Source organism: Homoserinimonas sp. (assembly GCF_056262345.1).
In genome coordinates, this window is record NZ_JBACFR010000088.1 from 1 (window position 1) to 20,661 (window position 20,661).

18 protein-coding genes are annotated in these 20,661 nt (G+C 63.5%); 9 read left to right on the forward strand and 9 right to left on the reverse strand.

Annotation, left to right across the window (positions count from 1 at the left end; all coding sequences use genetic code 11):
- The 3 genes from AC062T_RS04380 to AC062T_RS04390 form a co-directional block, all read right to left on the reverse strand.
- A partial coding sequence (locus AC062T_RS04380; protein WP_476027742.1) for a LamG domain-containing protein occupies nucleotides 1–3,014 on the reverse strand: 3,014 nt, incomplete at its 3' end.
- The gene (locus tag AC062T_RS04385; protein WP_476027744.1) at nucleotides 3,011–4,162 is read right to left on the reverse strand and encodes a DUF1972 domain-containing protein; all 1,152 of its coding nucleotides are present in this window, start codon (nucleotides 4,160–4,162) and stop codon (nucleotides 3,011–3,013) included. The genes AC062T_RS04385 and AC062T_RS04380, both read right to left, overlap by 4 nt.
- Before the next feature lie 47 nt (nucleotides 4,163–4,209).
- On the reverse strand, nucleotides 4,210–5,727 hold the full coding sequence (locus AC062T_RS04390) for a sugar transferase (RefSeq protein WP_476027746.1): 1,518 nt from the start codon (nucleotides 5,725–5,727) through the stop codon (nucleotides 4,210–4,212).
- A gap of 540 nt (nucleotides 5,728–6,267) precedes the next feature.
- Here AC062T_RS04390 and ypfJ point away from each other — a divergent pair.
- Nucleotides 6,268–7,140, forward strand: coding sequence for a KPN_02809 family neutral zinc metallopeptidase (gene ypfJ, locus AC062T_RS04395; RefSeq protein ID WP_476027748.1), 873 nt, complete (start codon nucleotides 6,268–6,270; stop codon nucleotides 7,138–7,140).
- A 33-nt stretch (nucleotides 7,141–7,173) separates the two neighbouring features.
- Here the strand turns inward: ypfJ and trxA are convergent, their stop codons facing one another.
- Nucleotides 7,174–7,551, reverse strand: coding sequence for a thioredoxin (gene trxA / locus AC062T_RS04400; protein WP_108518033.1), 378 nt, complete (start codon nucleotides 7,549–7,551; stop codon nucleotides 7,174–7,176).
- 25 nt (nucleotides 7,552–7,576) lie between these two features.
- A complete protein-coding gene (locus AC062T_RS04405; protein WP_476027750.1) occupies nucleotides 7,577–8,410 on the reverse strand; it encodes a tryptophan-rich sensory protein in 834 nt (277 codons plus the stop codon).
- A gap of 290 nt (nucleotides 8,411–8,700) precedes the next feature.
- On the opposite strand from AC062T_RS04405, the gene AC062T_RS04410 reads away from it, so the two are divergent.
- Genes AC062T_RS04410 through AC062T_RS04420 form a run of 3 tightly spaced genes read left to right on the forward strand, consistent with a single transcriptional unit; the run spans nucleotide 8,701 to nucleotide 11,533 of the window.
- The gene (locus AC062T_RS04410; protein ID WP_476027752.1) at nucleotides 8,701–9,858 is read left to right on the forward strand and encodes a Re/Si-specific NAD(P)(+) transhydrogenase subunit alpha; all 1,158 of its coding nucleotides are present in this window, start codon (nucleotides 8,701–8,703) and stop codon (nucleotides 9,856–9,858) included.
- A complete protein-coding gene (locus tag AC062T_RS04415; RefSeq protein ID WP_108518029.1) occupies nucleotides 9,858–10,163 on the forward strand; it encodes an NAD(P) transhydrogenase subunit alpha part 2 in 306 nt (101 codons plus the stop codon). Before AC062T_RS04410 ends, AC062T_RS04415 begins: the two co-directional genes overlap by 1 nt.
- Nucleotides 10,160–11,533 (forward strand): NAD(P)(+) transhydrogenase (Re/Si-specific) subunit beta, encoded by a 1,374-nt coding sequence (locus tag AC062T_RS04420; RefSeq protein ID WP_476027754.1) that lies wholly within the window; start codon nucleotides 10,160–10,162, stop codon nucleotides 11,531–11,533. The genes AC062T_RS04415 and AC062T_RS04420 overlap by 4 nt, the downstream gene beginning before the upstream one ends.
- Before the next feature lie 55 nt (nucleotides 11,534–11,588).
- Here AC062T_RS04420 and AC062T_RS04425 read toward each other — a convergent pair whose 3' ends face one another.
- Entirely contained in the window at nucleotides 11,589–12,134 is a 546-nt protein-coding gene (locus AC062T_RS04425) for a DUF488 domain-containing protein (protein WP_476027756.1), read from the reverse strand.
- A gap of 89 nt (nucleotides 12,135–12,223) precedes the next feature.
- On the opposite strand from AC062T_RS04425, the gene AC062T_RS04430 reads away from it, so the two are divergent.
- Nucleotides 12,224–12,661 (forward strand): NUDIX hydrolase, encoded by a 438-nt coding sequence (locus AC062T_RS04430; protein WP_476027758.1) that lies wholly within the window; start codon nucleotides 12,224–12,226, stop codon nucleotides 12,659–12,661.
- A 2-nt stretch (nucleotides 12,662–12,663) separates the two neighbouring features.
- Here AC062T_RS04430 and AC062T_RS04435 read toward each other — a convergent pair whose 3' ends face one another.
- Nucleotides 12,664–13,173 carry an HtaA domain-containing protein gene (locus tag AC062T_RS04435; protein WP_476027760.1) on the reverse strand — a complete coding sequence of 170 codons (510 nt, stop codon included), beginning with the start codon at nucleotides 13,171–13,173 and terminating at the stop codon, nucleotides 12,664–12,666.
- A gap of 87 nt (nucleotides 13,174–13,260) precedes the next feature.
- Here AC062T_RS04435 and AC062T_RS04440 point away from each other — a divergent pair, with 87 nt between their 5' ends.
- Nucleotides 13,261–13,692, forward strand: a complete 432-nt coding sequence (locus AC062T_RS04440) for a GNAT family N-acetyltransferase (protein ID WP_476027762.1) — start codon at nucleotides 13,261–13,263, stop codon at nucleotides 13,690–13,692.
- Between the two features lie 78 nt (nucleotides 13,693–13,770).
- Here the strand turns inward: AC062T_RS04440 and AC062T_RS04445 are convergent, their stop codons facing one another.
- Entirely contained in the window at nucleotides 13,771–14,355 is a 585-nt protein-coding gene (locus AC062T_RS04445; RefSeq protein ID WP_476027764.1) for a hypothetical protein, read from the reverse strand.
- A gap of 1,187 nt (nucleotides 14,356–15,542) precedes the next feature.
- Here AC062T_RS04445 and AC062T_RS04450 point away from each other — a divergent pair.
- Nucleotides 15,543–16,151, forward strand: a complete 609-nt coding sequence (locus tag AC062T_RS04450) for a hypothetical protein (RefSeq protein WP_476027766.1) — start codon at nucleotides 15,543–15,545, stop codon at nucleotides 16,149–16,151.
- A complete protein-coding gene (locus tag AC062T_RS04455) occupies nucleotides 16,148–16,891 on the forward strand; it encodes a hypothetical protein (protein ID WP_476027768.1) in 744 nt (247 codons plus the stop codon). The genes AC062T_RS04450 and AC062T_RS04455 overlap by 4 nt, the downstream gene beginning before the upstream one ends.
- 538 nt (nucleotides 16,892–17,429) lie before the next feature.
- On the opposite strand, the gene AC062T_RS04460 is transcribed toward AC062T_RS04455, so the two are convergent.
- On the reverse strand, nucleotides 17,430–18,644 hold the full coding sequence (locus AC062T_RS04460) for a hypothetical protein (RefSeq protein ID WP_476027770.1): 1,215 nt from the start codon (nucleotides 18,642–18,644) through the stop codon (nucleotides 17,430–17,432).
- 712 nt (nucleotides 18,645–19,356) lie between these two features.
- On the opposite strand from AC062T_RS04460, the gene AC062T_RS04465 reads away from it, so the two are divergent.
- On the forward strand, nucleotides 19,357–19,941 hold the full coding sequence (locus AC062T_RS04465) for a hypothetical protein (protein ID WP_476027772.1): 585 nt from the start codon (nucleotides 19,357–19,359) through the stop codon (nucleotides 19,939–19,941).
- The last annotated feature ends 720 nt before the right edge of the window (nucleotides 19,942–20,661 follow it).

Here is a 20,661-nt window from a genome sequence, read left to right on the forward strand (position 1 = left end):
CCCGAAACGGTCGATGCGGGCAATGCGGTCGAATAGACGGCAACCTCGTCGAGTGTTCCGGCGAAGTAGCTGCTGCTTGATCCCCAGGTCGTGTCGCCGCCGGTGCGCCAGTACCCCGAGTATTCCTGAGCGCCCGTCGCAGGATTGGTTCCCACAAGAACCCCGTCAACGTAGAGCGCCATCCCCGCCGAGGACTGGGTGCCAACGGCGTGGTGCCATTCGCCGTTGTTCAGGCCGGTCGCGCTCGTGATCGTGTTTGTTGAACCGGTCCACGTTCCGAACACGAGTGCCCCATCGTCTTGCATATAGATGTGACGGTCGTAGCTGCTCGAGAGCGCGGTGCGTTGGTCTCCGAACCCGATGAGCTTTCCGCCCTGGGTCGTGGTGGTCTTGAACCAGGTCTCGAGCGAGTAGGTCGACGGATTGGTGAACTGCTCAGAGCTGCCGGCCACGCCGGACGTGCCGCCGAAGTTCACCGCTCGGTTGGAGGTGCCCGTGATCGCTCCCGCCACGTTCTTGGTCACTCCTCCGCTGAACACGCCGGGGTTTCCGTTGGGGCCGGAGTCGGCGACGGCGGTTCCCGTCGTGTCGTTGAGACGCCAATACAGCGTCGGGTCGCTGTCGTAGACGGCCTTGCCATAGTTGTCCGCGGGTGCTGCGGGCAACGGCGACGTGCGACCGGATGCCACGTAGTGCGAAACGAGATCAGATCGGGTGAGCACGGTGGGGTAGACGGCGACCTCATCGATGGCGCCATCGAAATAGTTGCTTGAGGGCTGAGACGACCAGCCGCCGGTGTTGTCTCCGCCCACGCGCCAGACGCCGTCGTAGGCCTGCGCGCTCGTAACGTCGTCTCGGCTTCCGACGAGGTTTCCGTCGACGAAAAGACGCATGCCGTTGGCGCCGAGCGATGCGGCGACGTGGTGCCACGCTCCGTTGTTGAAGGATGCCGAACTGTTGACCGTGCGCACGCCGCCGGGGTGGACTCCGAACCAGATGCGGCCAGAATTATCCATATAGACGTGGCGGTCGTAGCTTCCGCTGTTGCCGGTAGCGCTGTTGCCGAAGCCGATGATCTTGCCACCCTTGTCAGTGGTGGTGTTGATCCAGGCTTCGACCGTGAAGGAACTCGGGCCAGCGCTGGGGGAAGCGGTCGTCCCGAATCCCGATGAGGTGCCGTCAAAGTCGGAAGCGGCATTGCCGGAGACTGCCCCGGCCGCTCCTCGCGCCACGCCGCTCCCCAGGGTGAGGTCGCTGAACCCCTCGTGGTCGTAGGCCACGGTTCCGCTCGGCTCATCGAGCGGCCAGTAGGCCGAGGGGTCGTCTTCGGCGACCGCTTCGGCGTAGTCGTTGGAGGCATCGGCTGTGGCGATCGTCACGTAGATCGCGGTTCTGCTTGCCTCGTTGCTGAACGGATCGTAGGCGTAGACGCGATAGAGGTGTCTCGACCCCGGTGCGAGGCCGGTGTCGGTGAAGCCCATGGTGGGTCGGGTCCAGAAGTTCGACGACTGCACCACGGTGTGAACGACAACGCCGTTGCGAGTGACCTTATAAGTGAGGTCGCTGTTATCCCGGTCGGAGGTCGCCTGCCAGGAGACGCGGGCCTCCCCGGTCTTGAATGACACGACGCTGGGCGTTAGGCCCTCATTCGACTGCGGCCCTATCTTGTTGGGCGCAATGCTCGAGACGGCAAAGCGCACGAGGCCCTGCTGGGCAACACCGTTGACCGTCGTGAATTCGCCACCTTGCACCACGTACTGTCCGTTGCCGGTGATGTTCCACGGCCCCTGATTCTGCCCCGTATACGTGCCTGCGTTCAGGTTGGGGAACCAGTTCAAGAGGGTCGGGCTGGGGTTGCCTTCAAAGTTGTAGTAGCCGTGCGGGTCCCGCGTAACCGTGCCGGTAGCGGCTTTGGTTGTGGCTGTCGCGCGGTGAAAAACCCACGGGTCGGGCTGAGGAAAGCCGCCAATATTGCCGCAGTAGTGCGCATGGCCCACCGAGTACACGACGTCGCCCATCGGGTACACCGAATACGTATCTCCGTGGCAGTCGTTGAGCCAGATGATGGCGCCCGTGTCCGGGTTGGCGCTAAAGACGCCCTCAAGGTTGCCGTCGTTCTTTCCCCACGCCCAAGCGGTGCCGTAGACCGCGTCGTCGTCGGCATAGAGGCTCACGAATGCGGCGCTTTCGCCGGATGCATAAACGGTGTTGTTGACGGCCCACGGTTGCACAGCACCGCTCGTGGGATCCACGGCCCCCAGGCCACGCACCGCTGCACCGCCAAGGGTCGAGTACTTTCCCGCAACGATGAGCTTGGAGCCATTCTTGGTGAGCGCGAGAGCATTGACCGCGCTGTTGGCGTTCGCGTTAAAGGGCAGCACTGCGCCGTTGGATGCGGCTACGGCGGCCACCCGGTTGCGAGCAACGCCGCTCACGCTGGTGAAGTTGCCGCCGAGATACACCGTGTCTGCCGTCGCAACGATGGCGCGGCCCTGCGTGCTGAGAATCGGCTTGAACGAGTTGATGGTCTGCCCGGTCGGCACCGAGAAGGCAACCGCGCGAGAGAAGGTCGCGCCATTGACCTGGGTGAAGTCGCCGACGGCGTAAAGCCTGGTGCCATCGGGGGATGCGGCAAGGCCGAGAACCTGGCCGTTCAGCACAGGGTTAAAGGTCGTGATGAGGGCGCCCGTTGCGAGGTTATAGGCGAGCAGATGTGTGCGAGGCACTTCGTTGACACCGCGCGCGGAGCCCGCTGGCCTAGCCGAGGTGAATTCGCCCCCCACATAAACGGTGTTTCCTATGATCACCTGCGACCAGGCGACCCCGTTGATCTGCACGGTCGGCAGACCATCCGCAGCAACCGTCTTGGGCACGGCAGGGTCGACGGGCGCGGTGTCGGCGACGGCGGGAGGAGGCGTTGCCAGCAGCAGCGCGAGCATGAGTACCGAGGCCGTAAGCGCTGCGGCAACCTTTGTCGAAAGAGCAGATATTCGCGCAGAACCTGAGCGGGTCATGGCAACCTCGGTGTTGTGTCGGTTCGGGTGGTCGTTCGGTTCGGGCGTGAAGCCCGGATGCTGTAGCCGGCGGCTAGTCGCCGACCCAACTCCTCGTAGCCATTTGCGACTGCGTTCCAGTCGTAGTTGTTGTGGGCCCGTCGCTGCAGGCGCAGCCCCACCGCCGCGTGACGGTCAGGGTCGCTCTCTGCTTCATCAAATTGGTGCGTCAGGGACGAAACCGATCCGAAGAACCCGGCTTCGTCTCCGAGCACCTCCCGATTGAATTCGATGTCATAGGCGAGCACGGAAGTCCCACCTCCCATTGCGCGCAGCAGCGACGGGTTAGTACCCCCGACCGAATGTCCGTGGACATAGGTGAGGGCGTTTGCGTACAGCTCGTCGAGCTGAACCTGGTCCCAGACCCCGCCGAGGAGTCGAATTCGAGGGTCCCCTTCTGCGAGGCCGGTGATCTTGTGCGTGTAGGCCGCCGCATAGGGGGCGCTGCCGACCACGATGAGGGGCAGAGTGGATGCGCTGCGCGAGTAGGCGTCCACGATGATGTCCACATGGTTTTCTGGTTCGAAGCGGGCGACCACCAGGTGATACCGGCCGGGTTCAAGGCCCAATTCCGCGATGCGAGATGACCCAACATCGGTGAGGATGCGCGTTCCGTAGGTGAGCAGTTCTGTGGGGGCCGCAAAAGTGCGGTCGTAGTAGTCGGCGATCCCCTGGGCGTCCGCGATGAGGGCGTCTGACCACATCACCGCAAGCTTCTCGACGAGGCGGTAGTAGCGGCGTCCCAGCCCTTTCCATTTGGCGCGCATCCATTCGAGTCCGTCAACGTGGACCGCCGTGGGAATTCCGAGCGCGCGCAGCCAGGGCACGAAGGGGGCATTCGCCGCGTTGAAGACGAAGGCCACATCGGGCCGGCGAGAAAAAGTGAGGTGGCCGACGGAGAGCGCCGAATGGCTGAGGGTCTCGGCAGCTTTGAGCTTGAGGGCTGGAAGGTGCACGAGGGCCATGCCGCGGTAGTGCTTGAGGCTTGTATCCGCCGTGCGGCAGTATACGGTGACCTCGTTGCCTAGCTCGACCAGCCGTGCGCCGATCTCTTCTACGGCTGTTTCGAATCCGCCATAGGTTGCGGGCACGCCCCGAGTTCCGATCATCGCGAAATGCAGCGGGCGGCCGTCGTTGTGGTTGCGGGAATGCGGCATCAGTACGCCCCGACCGGGTGGCTGACCTGGCGAACCGTGCGCCACATGATCACAATGTCGCCCACGAGCGACCAGTTCTCCACGTAGTAGAGATCCAACTGCACGCTTTGCTCCCAGCTCAGGTCGGAGCGGCCGTTGATCTGCCACATGCCGGTGAGGCCGGGGCGAATGTAGAGGCGACGGTGCACGTGGTCTTCGTACTGTTCGACCTCCCGGGCGAGCGGTGGCCGGGGCCCTACCAGACTCATGTCTCCTGTGATGATGTTCCACAGCTGGGGCAGCTCGTCGAGCGAGTGCCGCCTCAGGACCCTTCCGATGCGGGTCACCCGGGGGTCATTGCGCATTTTGAAGAGAACTCCACCGCTCTCGTTCTGGTTCAGCAGCGGCTCGAGCGCTTCGGGTGCCTCCTGAGTCATCGTGCGAAACTTCCACATCGTAAACAACCGGCCGTCGCGGCCGACGCGCTCCTGCGTGAAGAACGCTGGCCCAGCACTGTCGAAGCGCACGGCCGCGGCGATCATGGCCAGCACGGGCAGCAGCACCACCAGGGCGGTCGCGGCAACGACCACGTCGAACGCCCGCTTGAGCACGTGCTTCGCGCCGTCGAACTGCGGAATCTCCACGTGGATTAGTGGCAAACCCTCCATGGGCCTGAGGTGGATGCGCGGCCCAGCGATATTGGCGAGGTTGGTTGCGAGGATGAGCTCGGTGGCCGTTCCCTCAAGCTGCCACGAGAGGGTGCGGATAAAATCTGCCCGGCCGCTCGGAGTGCCGGCGACGACCACGGCATCCGCTCCCAGGTGCGCCGCCATCGCCGCGACCTGGTCTAGATCGTGGTGGGTCGGCACGGCGGCGATAGAGGTTGCGCCTCCGTCGACTACGGCCCCCACAACCGCGTAGGCCGCCCGTGACGCGCTCGAAAACTGACGGATCACGTAGTCGACATCGGCCTTGCGCCCGACCACGATCACGCGAGAAAGAGAGTGCCCGAGCCGCCCCTGGTGTGAGAGCCACTTGCGCCACAGCCAGCGGCTGATCACGAGCGAGACGAGCCCCAGTGGGAACGCCGAGATGAAGTACCAGCTGATGGGGCCCGACTGGGCGATGATGCAGCAGATTGCGAGGATGCCGAATGTGGTGGTGCAGGCATTGACGAGGCGCGTGTACTCGGTGATGCCCACGCTCAGAACTCGGTATTCGCGGGTGCGGAAGGCGCTCAGCAGGATGAGCCACAGGGCCGCGGCGGCAACCGCGATCAGGGCGTGGCCAACGAGTGAACCCGTGACGGGGGGCGAGTCGAGGGTGGAGAGGGCAAAGGCCGCGGCGACGATACCCGCGACGATCGCGCTATCGGTGACTCGCAGTCGATGGCGATACTGCCGCGCCCAGAACCGCCCCGACGTCGTGGAGACAGGTCGGGCCGGGTCATTCTCTACGAGGTGAAGCGACCTGTGGGCGCGGTCGCGGCGGTTAGTGGGGCTAGAGAGCCGGGGAAGGCTCGTTCCGGAATGGGTCATCGCTCGTCCTGTAGATCGGGGGTACAGGTAAATGCGCTCGCGGGGTGAGCGGGCGAGGTGATCCGGGGCATCGTCGGCGTCAGATCGAGGGCGCAATACAACACCAGCAGAGGGGCGTGGTGTGCAAAAAACGCACTGGAGGGTGCGGTCTTCGATTCGCCGTGGGAAGCGAAACGGTGTCGGGAACGGGTGCGGCCTGCGGGGTGGCCTTCGCTGCGGGAACAGCGAACGGGTGGGCGGTTACCCCCTAACTACGCGTGAGGAGACATTGGGCGGATTTGGGTACGCCAAATAATGCCCTCGCGCATGGCTGAGGAGTGAATGGATCCGATGAACCTGGTAATGCTGGTGGCGCAGATCCGTAGCGGTGGGAGCCACGGTGCCCCCATAGGGGGTTACCCCCGAATGGGGGATTGGGGGCCAACACTAGGCCGAACATTCCTCATGCGATACCCCCCCATTTGGGGGGTCGAGTCGTTTCGTCCCAACTGATAGCGGTTCTGCTGGCTGTCGGATGGCGTCACGGGGTACCTTCGAGGCGTGACTTTCAACGACAACGCGCGCAGTAGCGGTTCCCGAGTGAGCAAGAGGGGGCGCAACACCGGCCTCGCGGTTGGAGGCGGCGGAGTCGGTCTCATCGTCATCCTGCTCGTCTCCTCGTTCTTGGGGGTTGACTTGAGCGGACTGGTGGGGGGCGACGCGCTCGGCGGTGGGGCCACGTCCTCACAGGACTCACCGTTGGAGGGCTGCGAGACCGGCGCGGATGCGAACGCGGTTGTCGAGTGCCGGCTCGACTTCACGGCCCAGTCGCTCGACGACTTCTGGGCCGAGGAGCTGGGGTCGGGCTACGCCCTGCCCGAGTTCGTGCTCTTTGAGGAGTCGGTGTCAACGGCCTGCGGCTCTGCCACTAGCGCGGTTGGCCCGTTCTATTGCCCGGGCGACTCGACGGTCTATCTCGACGTGAGCTTCTACGACGAGCTGCGCTCGCGCTTCGGCGCGGAGGGCGGCCCCCTCGCTCAGATGTATGTCGTTGGGCACGAGTGGGGGCACCACATCCAAAACATCACGGGAGTTATGGATCGCGCGCAGCGAGGGGACAGCGGCCCGACTTCTGACTCGGTGCGGCTCGAGCTGCAGGCGGACTGCCTTGCCGGTGCCTGGGTTGGTGGGGCCTCCTCGGTGCCCGATGCCAATGGGCAGACGCTGCTTGAGCCCGTGACGCGCGCCCAGGTTCAGGATGCGCTCAATGCGGCATCCGTCATCGGCGACGACCGCATCCAGAGCAGCGCAGGAGGCGAAGTGAACCCGCACACGTGGACGCACGGATCAAGCGATCAGCGGCAGCGGTGGTTTGAAGCCGGGTATGAGGGCGGCACCGGCGCCTGCGACACGTTCGCCGCGCAGACGCTCTAAAGGCTCCTCCAGGCAGGGCTGGCGCCGCAAGCCCTACGCGGTCGGTTGCTCGGCCTCCTGAGCGCGGATCTGCGCCCACACTTGCTGCATGTCGAGGCCACGAACGGCCGTGATCACCTCGTCGAGTGCCGGGGCCGGCAGCGCGCCAGCCTGTGAAAAAACGAGCACACCGTCGCGGAACGCCATCAGGGTTGGGATCGAGGTGATGCCAGCGGCCGCGGCAAGTGCCTGCTCGGCCTCGGTGTCGACCTTGGCGAAGGTCACGTCGGTGTTGGTTTCGCTCGCCTGCTCGAAGATCGGGCCGAACTGCTTGCAGGGGCCGCACCATTCCGCCCAAAAGTCCACGAGCGTGATGCCGGGGGCCGTCACGGTCTTCTCGAAGTCGGCGTTGGTCAGGTCGATGGTTGCCATGTGGATAAGCCTAAGCGGGGTTGGCTTAGCGGTTCCTGCTCGGCAGCGGTGAGCCCGTGGTTGCGATGCGTGAACTCCGTGCGCTGCGCACCCGAATCGTGACGGTGACGATCAAGAGCACGCTCGCCGAGACGATGGCGCTGATCGCAGTGGGGGTGCTGATGAGATCTCCGGTGAGCCGGGCGAAGGCCACCCACGAGAGTGCCCAGCACAGCGCTGCCGTGGGTGCGAGGCGACCGGCACCGCGCACGGCATAACCGATGCCGATGATTCCGGCGGCGATTGCGAGGATGCTGCCCCAGACATCGGCAGAGATTCCAAGCCCGTCGAACCCCGATGCCGCGAGAGCCGCAGCGATGTTGGCCACGGTTGCGATCGTCACCCACCCCAGATAGAGCCCGATTGTGCCGTCGACCACGACAGACTCGATGATGCTGTGGGGGCGCAGCCGAAGCGTGACGAGGAACGCCCACACCAAGACGGCGAGCAACACGGCGATGACCACGACGCTCAGCCAGATGATGCCCGCTTGCACGCTGGCGATCCAGGCGGCATTGAGCAGCATGGTGGCGGCGATGGGGTAGCCCAGTGCCCGCTGGCGGGGGTCGCTTCGTTGCGCCGGCAGCGCCTGCCAGATGGCGAACGCGATCAGGCCGAGATAGATGACGCTCCAGATGGCGAACGCTGGGCCGCCGGGGGCGATCGTGGTCGAGTCCTCTTGCAGCGCTCCGCCTGCGGCATCCGCGATCTGAGTGCCGCCCGCAGCGCCCGACCCATAAAAGCCGCCGAATACGGCGATGAGGGCGCTGACGATGACGACGATTTGCCTGGTGATGTCCTTCTTCGCTGAAGATTCCATGGCTACAAGGTGACCCGAGACGGCGAGAGGCGCAAGGGGTGGTTGGCGAGGCTAAGGCGAAGTTTTCGGCATGATGCCCCAGCGGGAATTGGCCAGCGGCGCGCGTTTTCGATCCATTCCGTTGCCGGAATGCGCTCGCCAGAGCGTCTCGTCGCGATTTCGCAAAACTGCCGCCATATAGAAAGAAATGCGGTTCTTATCTCGTAGTGTTCCCAGATCGAGCCTCTTAAACCGTCGGTCTGCTGCTAATTTTTCGGAGGTTTCACGCGGCAACAGCCAGAAGGAGCGTCATGAATGTAGGAGTTCTCAGGGAGCCCGAGCCGGGGGAGCGTCGCGTAGCGGCCACCCCCGAATCGGTGCGCCAGTTGGTGGGCGAAGGGCTCACCGTAACAATCGAACGGGGTGCCGGCGAAGCGGCCGGATACCCCGACGCCGACTTTGTCGCCGCCGGTGCCACCGTCGTCGATTCAATCGCCCCCGGCGAGCTCGAAGTGCTGGCCCATGTGCGGCCGCTGTCGGTCGAGCTGATCGGCGCACTGCGCGAGGGTGCCATCACCGTGGGGTTGGCATCCCCCGCATCGAGCCTGCCGGCGGTCGCAGCGCTGCACGACGCCAGGGTCACGTCCTTCGCACTCGAGCTGGTTCCCCGCATTTCTCGTGCCCAGTCGATGGATGCCCTCACGTCGCAGGCACTCGTAGCGGGATACCGCTGCGTGCTTGAGGCCGCGATGCGCCTCCCCCGCTTCTTCCCCCTGTTCATGACCGCGGCCGGCACCATCCCGCCCGCCAAGGTTCTTGTGCTCGGTGCGGGCGTCGCGGGCCTGCAGGCCATCGCAACGGCCAAGCGCCTCGGTGCCCGCGTCTCGGCAAACGACGTGCGTGAAGCATCCGCCGACGAGGTCAAGTCGATGGGTGGAACCTTCATCAGCCTCGATCTCGGCACTGCGGATGCCAGCGGCGGCTACGCCAAGGAGCTCGCAGAAGACCGCGCGCGCCGCCAGCGCGAGCTGCTCACCCCGCACGTTTCGGAGTCGGACATCGTCATCACGACGGCCGCTATCCCCGGCCGCGCGGCACCCCGTCTCATCACGGCAGAGATGCTTCTCGGCATGAAGCCCGGTTCGGTGATCATCGACCTCGCTGCCGAGACCGGTGGCAACGTCGAGGGCAGCGTCGCCGGTGAAGACACCGCGATCTCGCTGCCCGGTGGTGGCACGATCACGATCGTCGGAATGAAGGATGTCGCCTCCACGATGCCCTTCGATGCCTCGCGTCTGTATGCCAAGAACGTGGCCAACCTCATTTCGCTCATGACCGTCGACGGCAAGGTCGAGCCCGACTTCGCCGACGAAATTGTGCGCGGCGCGAGCCTCACCCACGACGGCGCCGTCACGCATGAGCCCACGCGCGAAGCCCTCGCGGCAGCAGCGCCGAAGGGAGACAAATAATGGATGCCATGACCCTGTTGACAGTGTTCGTGCTGTCAGTGTTCGTGGGCTTCGAGGTCGTCGCCAAGGTGTCGAGCACCCTCCACACCCCGCTGATGTCTGGCGCTAACGCGATCCACGGAATCATCCTGGTCGGCGCCGTGATCGTCGCAGGTCAGGCTGAGGATGTGTGGGTGCTCATCGCAGCGCTCCTCGCAGTTCTCCTCGCGACCGTCAACCTCGTCGGCGGCTTCGTTGTCACCGACCGCATGCTCGAGATGTTTGCCGGACGCAAGCCGGCCGCTAAGTCGGAGGCCACCAAGTGAACGTGCTCTCACCCGAATGGACCGCAGGGCTCTACCTGCTCGCAGCGGTCTGCTTCATCCTCGCCCTCAAGGGCCTCAGCTCGCCCAAGTCGGCACGCCGCGGCAACCTGATCGGTGCCGTCGGTGCCGTTATCGCCATGGTCGTGGTGTTCCTCTCGACCGAGCTGGACAACATCCCGCTCATCCTGGCCACGATCGTTGTCGGTTCGGCCATCGCCGCGCCGGTGTCGCGTCGGGTCAAGATGACTCAGATGCCGCAGCTCGTTGCGCTGTTCAATGGTGTTGGCGGTGGTGCGGCGGCGATCGTCGCGCTGTTGGAACTCGCGCATGTTGATGGACCCTGGTCTGGCCTCGCGGTGGCGTTCACGATTCTCGTTGGCGCTGTGTCGTTCTCCGGTTCGTGCATCACGTTTGCCAAGCTGCAGGAACTCATGACGACGCGCCCGGTTACCTTCCCGGGTCAGCAGGTTGTTATGGGGCTCGTGTTGCTCGCGGCTCTCGCCTCGGGTGCTTGGCTCGTGGTCTCTGGTGATTTCGTCGCCGCGATCATCCTGCTCGCGCTCGGTCTGCTCGGTGGTGTGCTTCTCGTTCTGCCCGTCGGCGGTGCGGACGTGCCGATCGTGATCTCGCTGCTCAACGCGTTCACGGGCCTCACTGTCGCCGCGTCGGGTCTCGTGCTCGGCAACGTGCTGCTGCTCGTGGCCGGAACGCTTGTCGGCGCATCGGGAACCATCCTCACCCGTGCCATGGCCTCAGCCATGGGGCGCAGCGTCAGCGGCATCATCTTCGGCGCGTTCAAGGGCGGCTCGACCGCGGGTTCGACCGCGGTCAGCGACCGCCCGGTCAAGTCCGGCTCTGCCGAGGACATCGCGATCCTGCTCGGCTACGCCCAGCGTGTAATCGTGGTTCCCGGTTACGGCCTGGCCGTGGCTCAGGCTCAGCACACGATGGCGGAGCTCGCCACGACGCTCGAGGGCAAGGGCATTGAGGTGGTCTTCGGAATCCACCCGGTTGCCGGCCGTATGCCCGGTCACATGAATGTGCTTCTGGCTGAGGCCAACGTGCCCTACGAGGTGCTGCAGGAGATGGACGAGGTCAACCCCAAGTTCAAGACCACGGATGTTGTGCTCGTCGTTGGCGCGAACGACGTCGTGAACCCCGCGGCCAAGACGAGCCCCGGCTCGCCCATCTACGGCATGCCCATTCTCGAGGTGTCGTCGGCCAGCCAGGTCGTGTTCCTCAAGCGCTCGATGCGCCCCGGCTTCGCCGGCATCGAGAACGAGCTGCTGTTCGAGCCGACCACGACGCTGCTCTTTGGTGACGCCAAGGAGTCGCTCACCAAGGTGCTGTCCGCCGTCAAGGCTCTGTAGGGCCGCTGCCTGTCCGAAGGGCGCATCCACTGTGGTGGGTGCGCCCTTCGTCATTTCACGTCGCGGGCACCTCCGCCGGGTCGCTGTCGGGCGGGTAGGTGATCGTGGTCCCGGCGACGTGGGCGAACGGGGTCAGCGTCTCGGGTTTTGGCGCGGCCATGCCGATGATGTCGAATACTTCTACTCCGCGAACGAGCAGAGCGTCGCCGATGAGCGACCGATGGCAGCGCCAGGGCACCGCCTCCGCGCACATAATCGCGACCGTTACCGTGTCGGCCAAGGCAATGAGGTTCTCGACCGCGGCGTTAAATGCCGCTGACTGCATATAGTCGGCGTAGCCGCGGAACGACAGATTTCTCCAGGCGCCGTTGGGGGAGTTTTTATTTGTGTGGCGCAGCCCGCCGAGATCCTCAAGGCGTTGATATCGGATGCCGGCGGAGTCCAGGCTCGGGCCGAGGGACTCCTCATTGAACTGCGGGTTGTGCCGCGACCGTGCGATTGTGCGCACATCCGCAACCATTCCGATGCCGTGGTGCTTCAGGATGCTCACGAACTCGTCGAGCGGATGCGTCGAGTGCCCGATGGTATAGACCGTCGTCATGGTCTCAGAGTTGCATGGTGCCGAGGGCGGCGACAGCCCTCGGCGGCAGAGCGGGCAGGGGCACGTCTGCGCGCAGGTAGCCTGATTAGGTGGCCACTACATCCGAATCCTCACCAGCGCATCCGCACACGTTCACCCTTGCGGCGGCACTGCTTCTCGACAGTGAGGGACGCGCACTGCTCGTGCGCAAGAAGGGCACGCACGCGTTCATGCAGCCCGGCGGCAAGATCGAGGCGGGCGAGAGCGCGCTCGAGGCGATCGTGCGCGAGCTTGCGGAGGAACTAACCCTCGATGTCGCGCCGGAGGATTTTGGCTACCTCGGGCGCTTCGGCGCTCCCGCGGCAAACGAGCCGGGGTGGTTGGTCGACTGCGAGGTGTTCACGCTAACGACGGATGCGCCCGTGGCTGCCGCCGCAGAGATCGCAGAGGTGCGCTGGTTCGACCCCGCCGACACGGGGGAGGCCGATATCGCGCCCCTCACGAGCGAGTATGTGTTCCCTCTGTATCTCGCGTCGCTTACGGGTTAGCGCTAGCGCAGCACCCGAATCGCGAGGGGAGCGAATGGCTCGCCGGCGCGGTAGACGCTGTTGAACTGGGCAACCGCCAGCGGCGACAGGAAGGTCTCCGCCGCCCGCCACGCCAGCACGCTGCCGGCGGCAACAGGCGCGTCCGGAATGACGCGCACGATCTCGCTGCGGCTCTCTGGGCCCGTCCCCCACTCGACGGAGAGCGAGCCGCCCTCGCTGTCCAAGATGAGCCACGGGTCGACGAGGCTCACGCTGAGGGCGCCGAAGTGCCCGACAAAGTTGATGCGTCCGCTGAACTTGATCGTGCCCGTGAGGGCTGTCGTGTCGAAGCCCGACTGGTCGGCGGTCGCGAAGTAGAACGAGCCTTCACGGGTCGTGGCCGCGTCACCGCTTGTCGTGGCGGAGCCGCCAGGCATCGTGGTGATGTAGCGCAGAAAGGAGTCCTTGACGCCCCATGCGAGGCCCGTGCCGATGCTCGGGCTATCGCTTGTCGACGCGATTGTTTCTGACACGCTGCCCCCCATTGCCGGTGTGTGCGGCATCCAGAATATCCGTTGGGGCAGGGCGGGCCGCGCGCCATGCGCCGTTACAGTGGCGGAATGTCCGTCACCCTCCACTCGGCCCGCACCCGTGACCTTGCTCCCGAGACGTTGTATCGCATCCTGTGGCTTCGCAGCGCAGTCTTCGTGGTCGAGCAGGAGGCCGCCTACGACGACATCGACGGCCGCGATCTCGAACCCGAGAGCGTGCAGTTCTGGGCGCAGGAGGGTGACGCAGTGGTTTCGACGCTGCGGTTGCTAACGGATGCTGACCGCCGCCGCATCGGACGCGTCGCGACAGCGCAGCCAGCGCGAGGGCAGGGGCTCTCCGCCCAACTCATGGAACTTGCGATCGCGGAGTGCGGCTCGGTGCCGATCATCCTGGACGCCCAGCGTTACCTGGAGGGCTGGTATGCCCGCTTCGGCTTCGTCACGTGCGGCCCGGAGTTTCTCGAAGACGGCATCCCGCACGTGCCCATGCTGCGCGGCTAGGCGAGACGTCGTGCTGAGTGGCCGCAAACTGCACCAAAAGCTTTGGTTTGGTGCATAACGTGACCGCTCACGGCAGACCTACAAAAGACCGAGCCCACTCGCGATTTCGCGGAGGTTGTCAATCGTCGTTGTAGCGAGCACCTGGCCGTCATCCCGGATAAGAGTGGCGCGTTCGCTTCCGTTCCACAGCACATCGGAGTCCGACACAAAAGTCGTGGAGTGGATTATTCCTCCCGCTACAGGGGTAGAAGTGAGCGAGTGGCCAGCGGATACGGAATTGGCGATGCTCGCGGCGAGTTGCGCTGCCGCGGCCTTATCAACGAGCCCCCAGTCCACGGTCACTACGTAGTCGCAGTAGCAGTCCTTCGGAGAGGAGGTGCAGGTGATTCCTTGTTGGATGGGGATCCCGTATAGCTCAGACAAGGATTCGGACTCAAGGCGCATCCCGTTGTCACTGGTTTCGAACTGTTCTCTGTGGAACGACGGCACTGTGTCGTCGCAGTCAGGGGCAGCAATTTCCTTCGCCGGCGGCGCTGATGTCGGAACTGCCGGTGAGGGGCTGGGCGTCGCGGAGAGCGGGGGCGCCACTTCGGCTGGCGCAAGCGTGCATCCGGCCAACGTAGCCACGGCAGCAAGGCACACCATGGCCATTCGCATCCTCATGGACGGATCCTATGGGCGCGCGACTAGCGCCGTCGAGAGGAACCGGCCGTTAAACAAAAGGAGCCCCACCCCGAGTAGAGCTACTTGGAACGAGAGCCCAGCCGTAGCAACCCCGATGAACGGTGTCAATGCAGCGTCGGAAACGGCGACAGCGGGGGCCCCGGGTACACGCTCGTCACACAAAGCGGTGAGCTGAGGAGGCGAGCGGTGTCCATCATCTCCGCAATTCCCCTGGGCTCGCCGGCTGTCTGCCAAGGTGTTCCGGGCGGATCTGGTCGGCTTTGCAGCCCCACGGTCTACGCAACGTCCGCCGCCCAGATCGCAAGCCAACTAGGATGGACAGTTTCGACTACCCCATAGCATGTTGTGAGGGCGGCTTAGCTCCGCCCTCACAACACTGCCTAAGAATCGAGAGCTAATGGCTTTCGCCCAACTGACGAATGATGACGAGGAGGTCGGGAGCCTTGACTGAGACAAGTTCCAATATGGCGATCAAGCCAAGGCCTATCTCGCGAAGGCCGGTTATTGTTGCAACACTTCTTTCGGTTGCCACTCTCGCAGTGGTTTGGTTACTTGCCGTGCCGAACGGACCCGCAGTTTGTGCGGCGATATTCCCTGCACCGCGCAATTGTTTCTTAGTTGATCGGACCGAAATCGGACTGGTTGTCACGTGGGGCGTGGCAGCGATTTGGACTATTGCCACGCTTCTCGCCCTGAGCAAACGTCCCTGGACTCGACCCTTTTTGATCGCGGTCGTCGCAGCTCTCGCCATCGCACCCTTCGGGGCGTACTTCCTGGTTGCATACATCCCAGCCCTCGCGATGCCTTGACCTGAGCAGTGCCCATGGCGAGATTCGACAGGAGGCGGGCACTTCGTTGCTTTCGCGGCTAGTGGGTACTTGCGGTCTCGTAGCGGTGCTCACGACCCAGAGGCCCCGTACGGGGCAAGCGCCTAACGCTCTAGCCGCTGAGCGCAGCTACGGACAAACCCCGATAAGCCCGCCTGAAACCCGGCTTCGCACCTCGAACGGAACCCCGAGATGCGCGGCGTTCAGCTCGACCCATTCGGCCTAACGACCGAGGGGCCCGAGCATGAGGCCGAGCGATCAGCGGCATCAACAGAGACCAGCAAAACAGGCCTACTGGCTTTTGTTGACATATATAGTCCGACAAGGGACTATATATGTATGTCCTTGTCCACTTCGCAGGTCGCCAAAAAGCTGGGCGTCAGCTCCCGGCAGGTGAGACGCGCAGCCGCCAGCGGGCGCATCGTTGCCGCGAGAGCGGGCGCGGCGCACGCGATCTCGCAGCGTCAGGTGCAGGCGCTTGAGCGCACCGCGCACCGCGGCCGCGACTGGTCGAGCACGACGCAGCAGGCTGCTCTTGATCTCCTTGCGACAGGGACGACCACGAAGCTCACCAGCACCGAGCGGAGCCGGCTCAAGCAGCGCATCCGTAGCGCTGAGGTCGGAGTGCTTGCTGGTCAGATCCTCCGTGGTCGCGTGACGCTGAGGCGTGCCGTAAGTGACGAGGTCAAGAAGACCTTCCGCTCAACGCTGGACGCAGAGCTGGGCCTCTCCTCGGGAGGGGGCCTTGGCGTTCTGATTGCGGAAGACGCTACTCGCGCAGCGAGGCGAGCGCGTCTGGGTCTCGACGACTCAGGAGATATCGCCGTCGTCGAAGGTGACGAGGCGCACCGCAAAGTACTCGAGGCCATGGCGCTGTTCGTGTACGGCGATGCACGCGAGTGCGCCGCTGCAGCCGAATGGCTATCAGCAGCTCAGAGAGCCGTATGAGCGACCGTCCGCTGATCGGCATCGATGCTCGATCCGGCGCATGGGAAGAGTCGCCTTGGCCCTCCGCCTTCGAGCTTGCTCGCGTGCTCCCGCAAAACTCGTGGACACTTGTCGGTGGCCTGATGGTGAAGCTGCACGCTGAACTGGCCGGGTTGCCGTCGCCGCGCGCGACAGTAGACGTGGACTCGGCACTCCACCTTGAGACCAATGCGATCACATTCGCCGAGGCAGCTGCACTGCTGACTGCGGCGGGCTACGTCCTGGATGAGAGCACCAAGCACGCATATCGCTTCGATCGAGGATCCGACCGGGTCGACGTGATGTGCTCGGACCGGCAGTCCATCTGGCGACGACACCGGTACCAGGGGCGACCTCTGTTCGGGATATCCGGCGGCACTCGTGCGCTCCAGCAGACCATCAACGTCGACGTAGAAACTGGATCGGACACCGTCAGGCTCGTGGTCCCCACACTTCGTGGCACCCTCGTGCTCAAGGGAGCAGCCTTCCTAGAAGACTCTCGCGATCGAGGCCGACACGCTGAGGACGCAGTGATCCTCATGGCATGTATGGATGACGCGAACGACGCGCTGCTAGACCTCAGCCAGCAGAGTCGCCGTCGGGTCCGCGCACTCGTCAATGCCCTCACCGCGCAGACGGCGCCCTGGGCCAGTCATGACGCGGTCGTTCAGGCGCTTGCCCGCGAGACCCTCGCCGAGCTTGCGGAGCTACTCCGCGGCTAGGCCGGCGTTGGCAAGCGCCGTCGTGTCTCGACGTGTGTGAATGATCACGCAAACTGTCGTCGCGAGACTCGAGGGCCTGATTTGAATAATGCAGGGTCTATGCGGAGTGGTCGACTGAAAACTCCGGCTTAAATAAAGAAATCCCCGCAAGTAGAAGCCTTACGAGGATCTCAGTGGCTCCGACCGGCGTCGATCCGGTGACCTTTCGAGTAAGAGTATGACCTTGCTGGCGGTTTCTGCGGACTAGCAGTGGCATGACAAACTCCTGATCAGCCTTGCTTCTCGCTCTCATGGCCTATCGCCGTCTACTTGCAAATTTGCGGGATAGATGCGGGGTTCAGCTGCAGTCGCACATGTGCGGCGACGCAACTCAAGACTCGCGCTGAGCCATGGTGCGCGGTGCCGATCGACGTGGCGGCGAGCCCCGACTGTGGCCGGGGCATCGCTGCGCGTCCGCCGTCAGGCGCATGAGACGCGCGACATCTTGGCTTGGTGCGATGGCGCTCGCGGTCCCGTCGCGGCATCCGTTGGGAGGCTCTTAGGGGGAGGCGAAACCGGGGTCCCACGCCATCTGTAGAACTGCAGCGAACTGATCGAATGATTCAAGGCGAGTGAAGAAGAGATTCCTGCGACCGATTCGAAGCAGTTCGCGGGCGGCTGGTCGTGCAGTGAAGACGAGTTCAGGTACCAAGACGAACCCTTGGATTTCGTAACCGGTGAAATCATAGTTGTCGCCGACCGGCGCGCGGCGTAGAAAAGCGAGCCTTTCGTTCCATTCTTCCAACGCTTGGTCGACTCGGCTCTGCGCGTTGCGGACGCTTCGGTAGTCTCCTGCCAGATAGTCCACCCGGAGCGTCACGCGTTTGCATGAAACTAAGAAGAGCTTGTCTTGAACAACCAGAAGAGCATCGATATCGGTGATCGTCCTTCCGTTACTCCGAAGCGGTTTGCCCCGCAATGACCGGAGGTGCGGAGGAGGGGCGAACGGCGTGTCATCGATTCTTGACTGCACGGCTTCCTCGAAGTCCTGTGCGGTCGCGTTCACCAGCGAACCGCCCACTGTCGGGTCGATCCGAAGTCCGACTGTGGCGTGCCACGCAATGGACCAGACATCGATGATTGCCTTCGTCCCCTGTGTGTAAATAACGCGGCCGGGGTAGCTGCGTGTCCCGAATCGATACTGCTGGTCGATTAGCTGCAAAACGCGCTCACTGGAGAGATGCTGTTGGTCGTGCAAAGCCAACCATTCCGCGACAGTCGGACGACTCAGCGCGGTATCGACCGCAGCGAGGAGATCCTTCGAATCTAGAGTCAGGGTGCCGTATCGCGCCAGCGTGGTGCCTGCGTTCTGGTCGCGCTCGATCATCCGGATCAGCAACGTGTGACTGAGTACTACTAGAGCGGCGGTCATTTCCGGACTCTCGAATGTGTCGAGCGCCCCGCGCCCCAAGACAGCATTGGTCGAATCGCCGGTTGTAAAAACACGAGCCGTGAACTGGATGAAGCCGTCGGCTGCGTCGCCGCGACCGAGCGGGCCAGTCCACGTTCTACCCTTTACAAAGCCCTCGTTGAATCGGAGTGCGATCAGCATCGGTGGATCACCCGAATCGCCATAATTGGAGCGACCATCCGGCTCGACGTGTCGTTCTATCGAGTTCCAGCGATTGCGCAGATCGAACTCGGAAAGAGCGTCCAGTAACTCCGAACTTTCCACCACTTTCGGTTTGTGACGCCTGCGGACGAGGTACTTCATGCCCTTGGTGGCGCTCCGTATTCCCCCTTCAAGGTCATCTATCAGTGCGCTAAGCGCCAATAGACGCGCGAGTCGCATCGACACAGCGCTTGTGACCCCTGACTCAGCAAAGTCGTCGGAGGCCTCTCCTCTGCATTCCCCGATTAGATTCTCTGCGACTCGCAACGCAGACTGGGCGTCGTAGTCCGGCGAGTGTGGCCCGATCCCCCTGAGAGCACTGGGGTTGAGTAGACGGATGAGGAGCAGCCAGGATGCAGCGTCATAGTGGACGACGAATCTGGAAACCGCCGTCGCGAGCGCTGACCGAACGTCGACCAGGTAGTTGAAGGCGGGCTCACCTTCCAGCACCTCTCCATCGATGACTTTCGGCAGCGAGTCTAGAAGGGTGGACTCAGCCCATGCGAAGGCAGCGGCATAGCACTGACGGAAGCCAAGGTCGTAGGGAGTCCACGGGCGGTTCGCGTTGTCCTGCGATTCCGACCGTGCCTCGCCGACTGGGAACAACTCGCGTGGGGCCTCCGACTGTGTCGAAGCCTTCCGAAATGCGTCCCCATTCACCATGACGACAGCATGCCCTATCGGGGCATGCGCCTTCCTTGCTGTCGCTACAGATCTCGTGGCATATCGGATGGTGCACATTGAGCTCGGTCTCCTGGCGCGTCTCGGGCACAAAAGCCCCGCGAAGCGCTAAGAGTGAGTTGTGGCAGCTCTAATGAACGTTGAGGATTTGATCAGGATTGCCAAGACGGTGGGGATTCAACTGGAAGTTGTTGAATCGACGAGTGACGATTGCCTCTACGTCGGCAAGGCTGAGTCATTACGTCGTCACCGCGATGAGGATCGGTGGCGCGCGGGCGACTTCTGGCGCCACAGCTACAGCGGCTTCGTAGCCCTGGCTACCTCGAATGACGTCGTTCGCTATGCGTTTAGGTATACGCCAGAGCCGTTCGACTGGTCAGCGATCCGCAAGACAGCAGGTAACTTGACCGGCTCGCTTGTGGACAATCTGTTCGCACGATATCGAACGGGCGTGCCTCCTTCGACAGGGGAGGTCGAACGGATCCTCGTTCGGATCCATGTCCGAACCGGGCGGCTTGCAGGCAATTCTCAGTACGCCTCGCAGTGGGAAAAACCAGTCGGGAGCTTTACCGATGCGGTCGCAGTACTGGCGGCGTACAACGTCTTCGAGGATGGGATTCTTCAGCGACCCAGTCATCGCACAGGACTGGATGGCGTCGCTCTAAGAGGGATGCCGAGCGTGGATAGAGTTCTGGCTCGAGAACCAGACTATGAGTGAGGCTTCGCTGCAGAAAACTCGTCCTTCGGCTCGTCTCTGGGCTCTGAGTCTCGACGCACTCACGGGAATCGTGATCGTAGCCACAGTGACTTCGATTGCAGTGGTGGTCGCATTGCCCGTCGCTCCGACGCCGGTGGGGATCGTCCTCGGAGCCTGGACGGCCGCAGCTACGGTATTCGCCCTGCCCGCAGTCATCGTCCTGTATCTCTCCCCGCCGCGATTACCTTTGAAAGATCGCAGCGCTCTCTTTGCGTCAGCGGCATGGTTCGGGAGGACTCTCTGGGCGAGTGTTGTCTTCGGCCTCTCGATTCTGTTCGGAACTCTCGCTGGTGTAACAGCTTCGCGCTCCAGTGACTCGGGCGATGACTTCGGCGAAATGCTTGCCGTCACTGCTCAGCTCGCAGTGTGGCCTGTGGTGGCTGCTGTCGCTGCATTTGCATACGTCGTCACGGGAGTTCGATGGTTGCTGGATCTAGGAAGTATCGTCCGCGACGGAACCGCTGATCGCATTTGGACAGGTCTCGAAGTGCGCTGGCTAGGACCGACTGGTCGACCGGCTTGGTATGTGCGCAGTCGCCCCCACCTGCCTTGGCTGGTCATTGGAGTATTCGGTCGCTTTGGGTTAGGCCTCACTGTCGTCACGCTCGGTGCTGACGTCGCAGTTACGTGGCTAGTGATCATCAATAGGTGAGACGGTTTGGTAAGGCGAACCAGTGAACT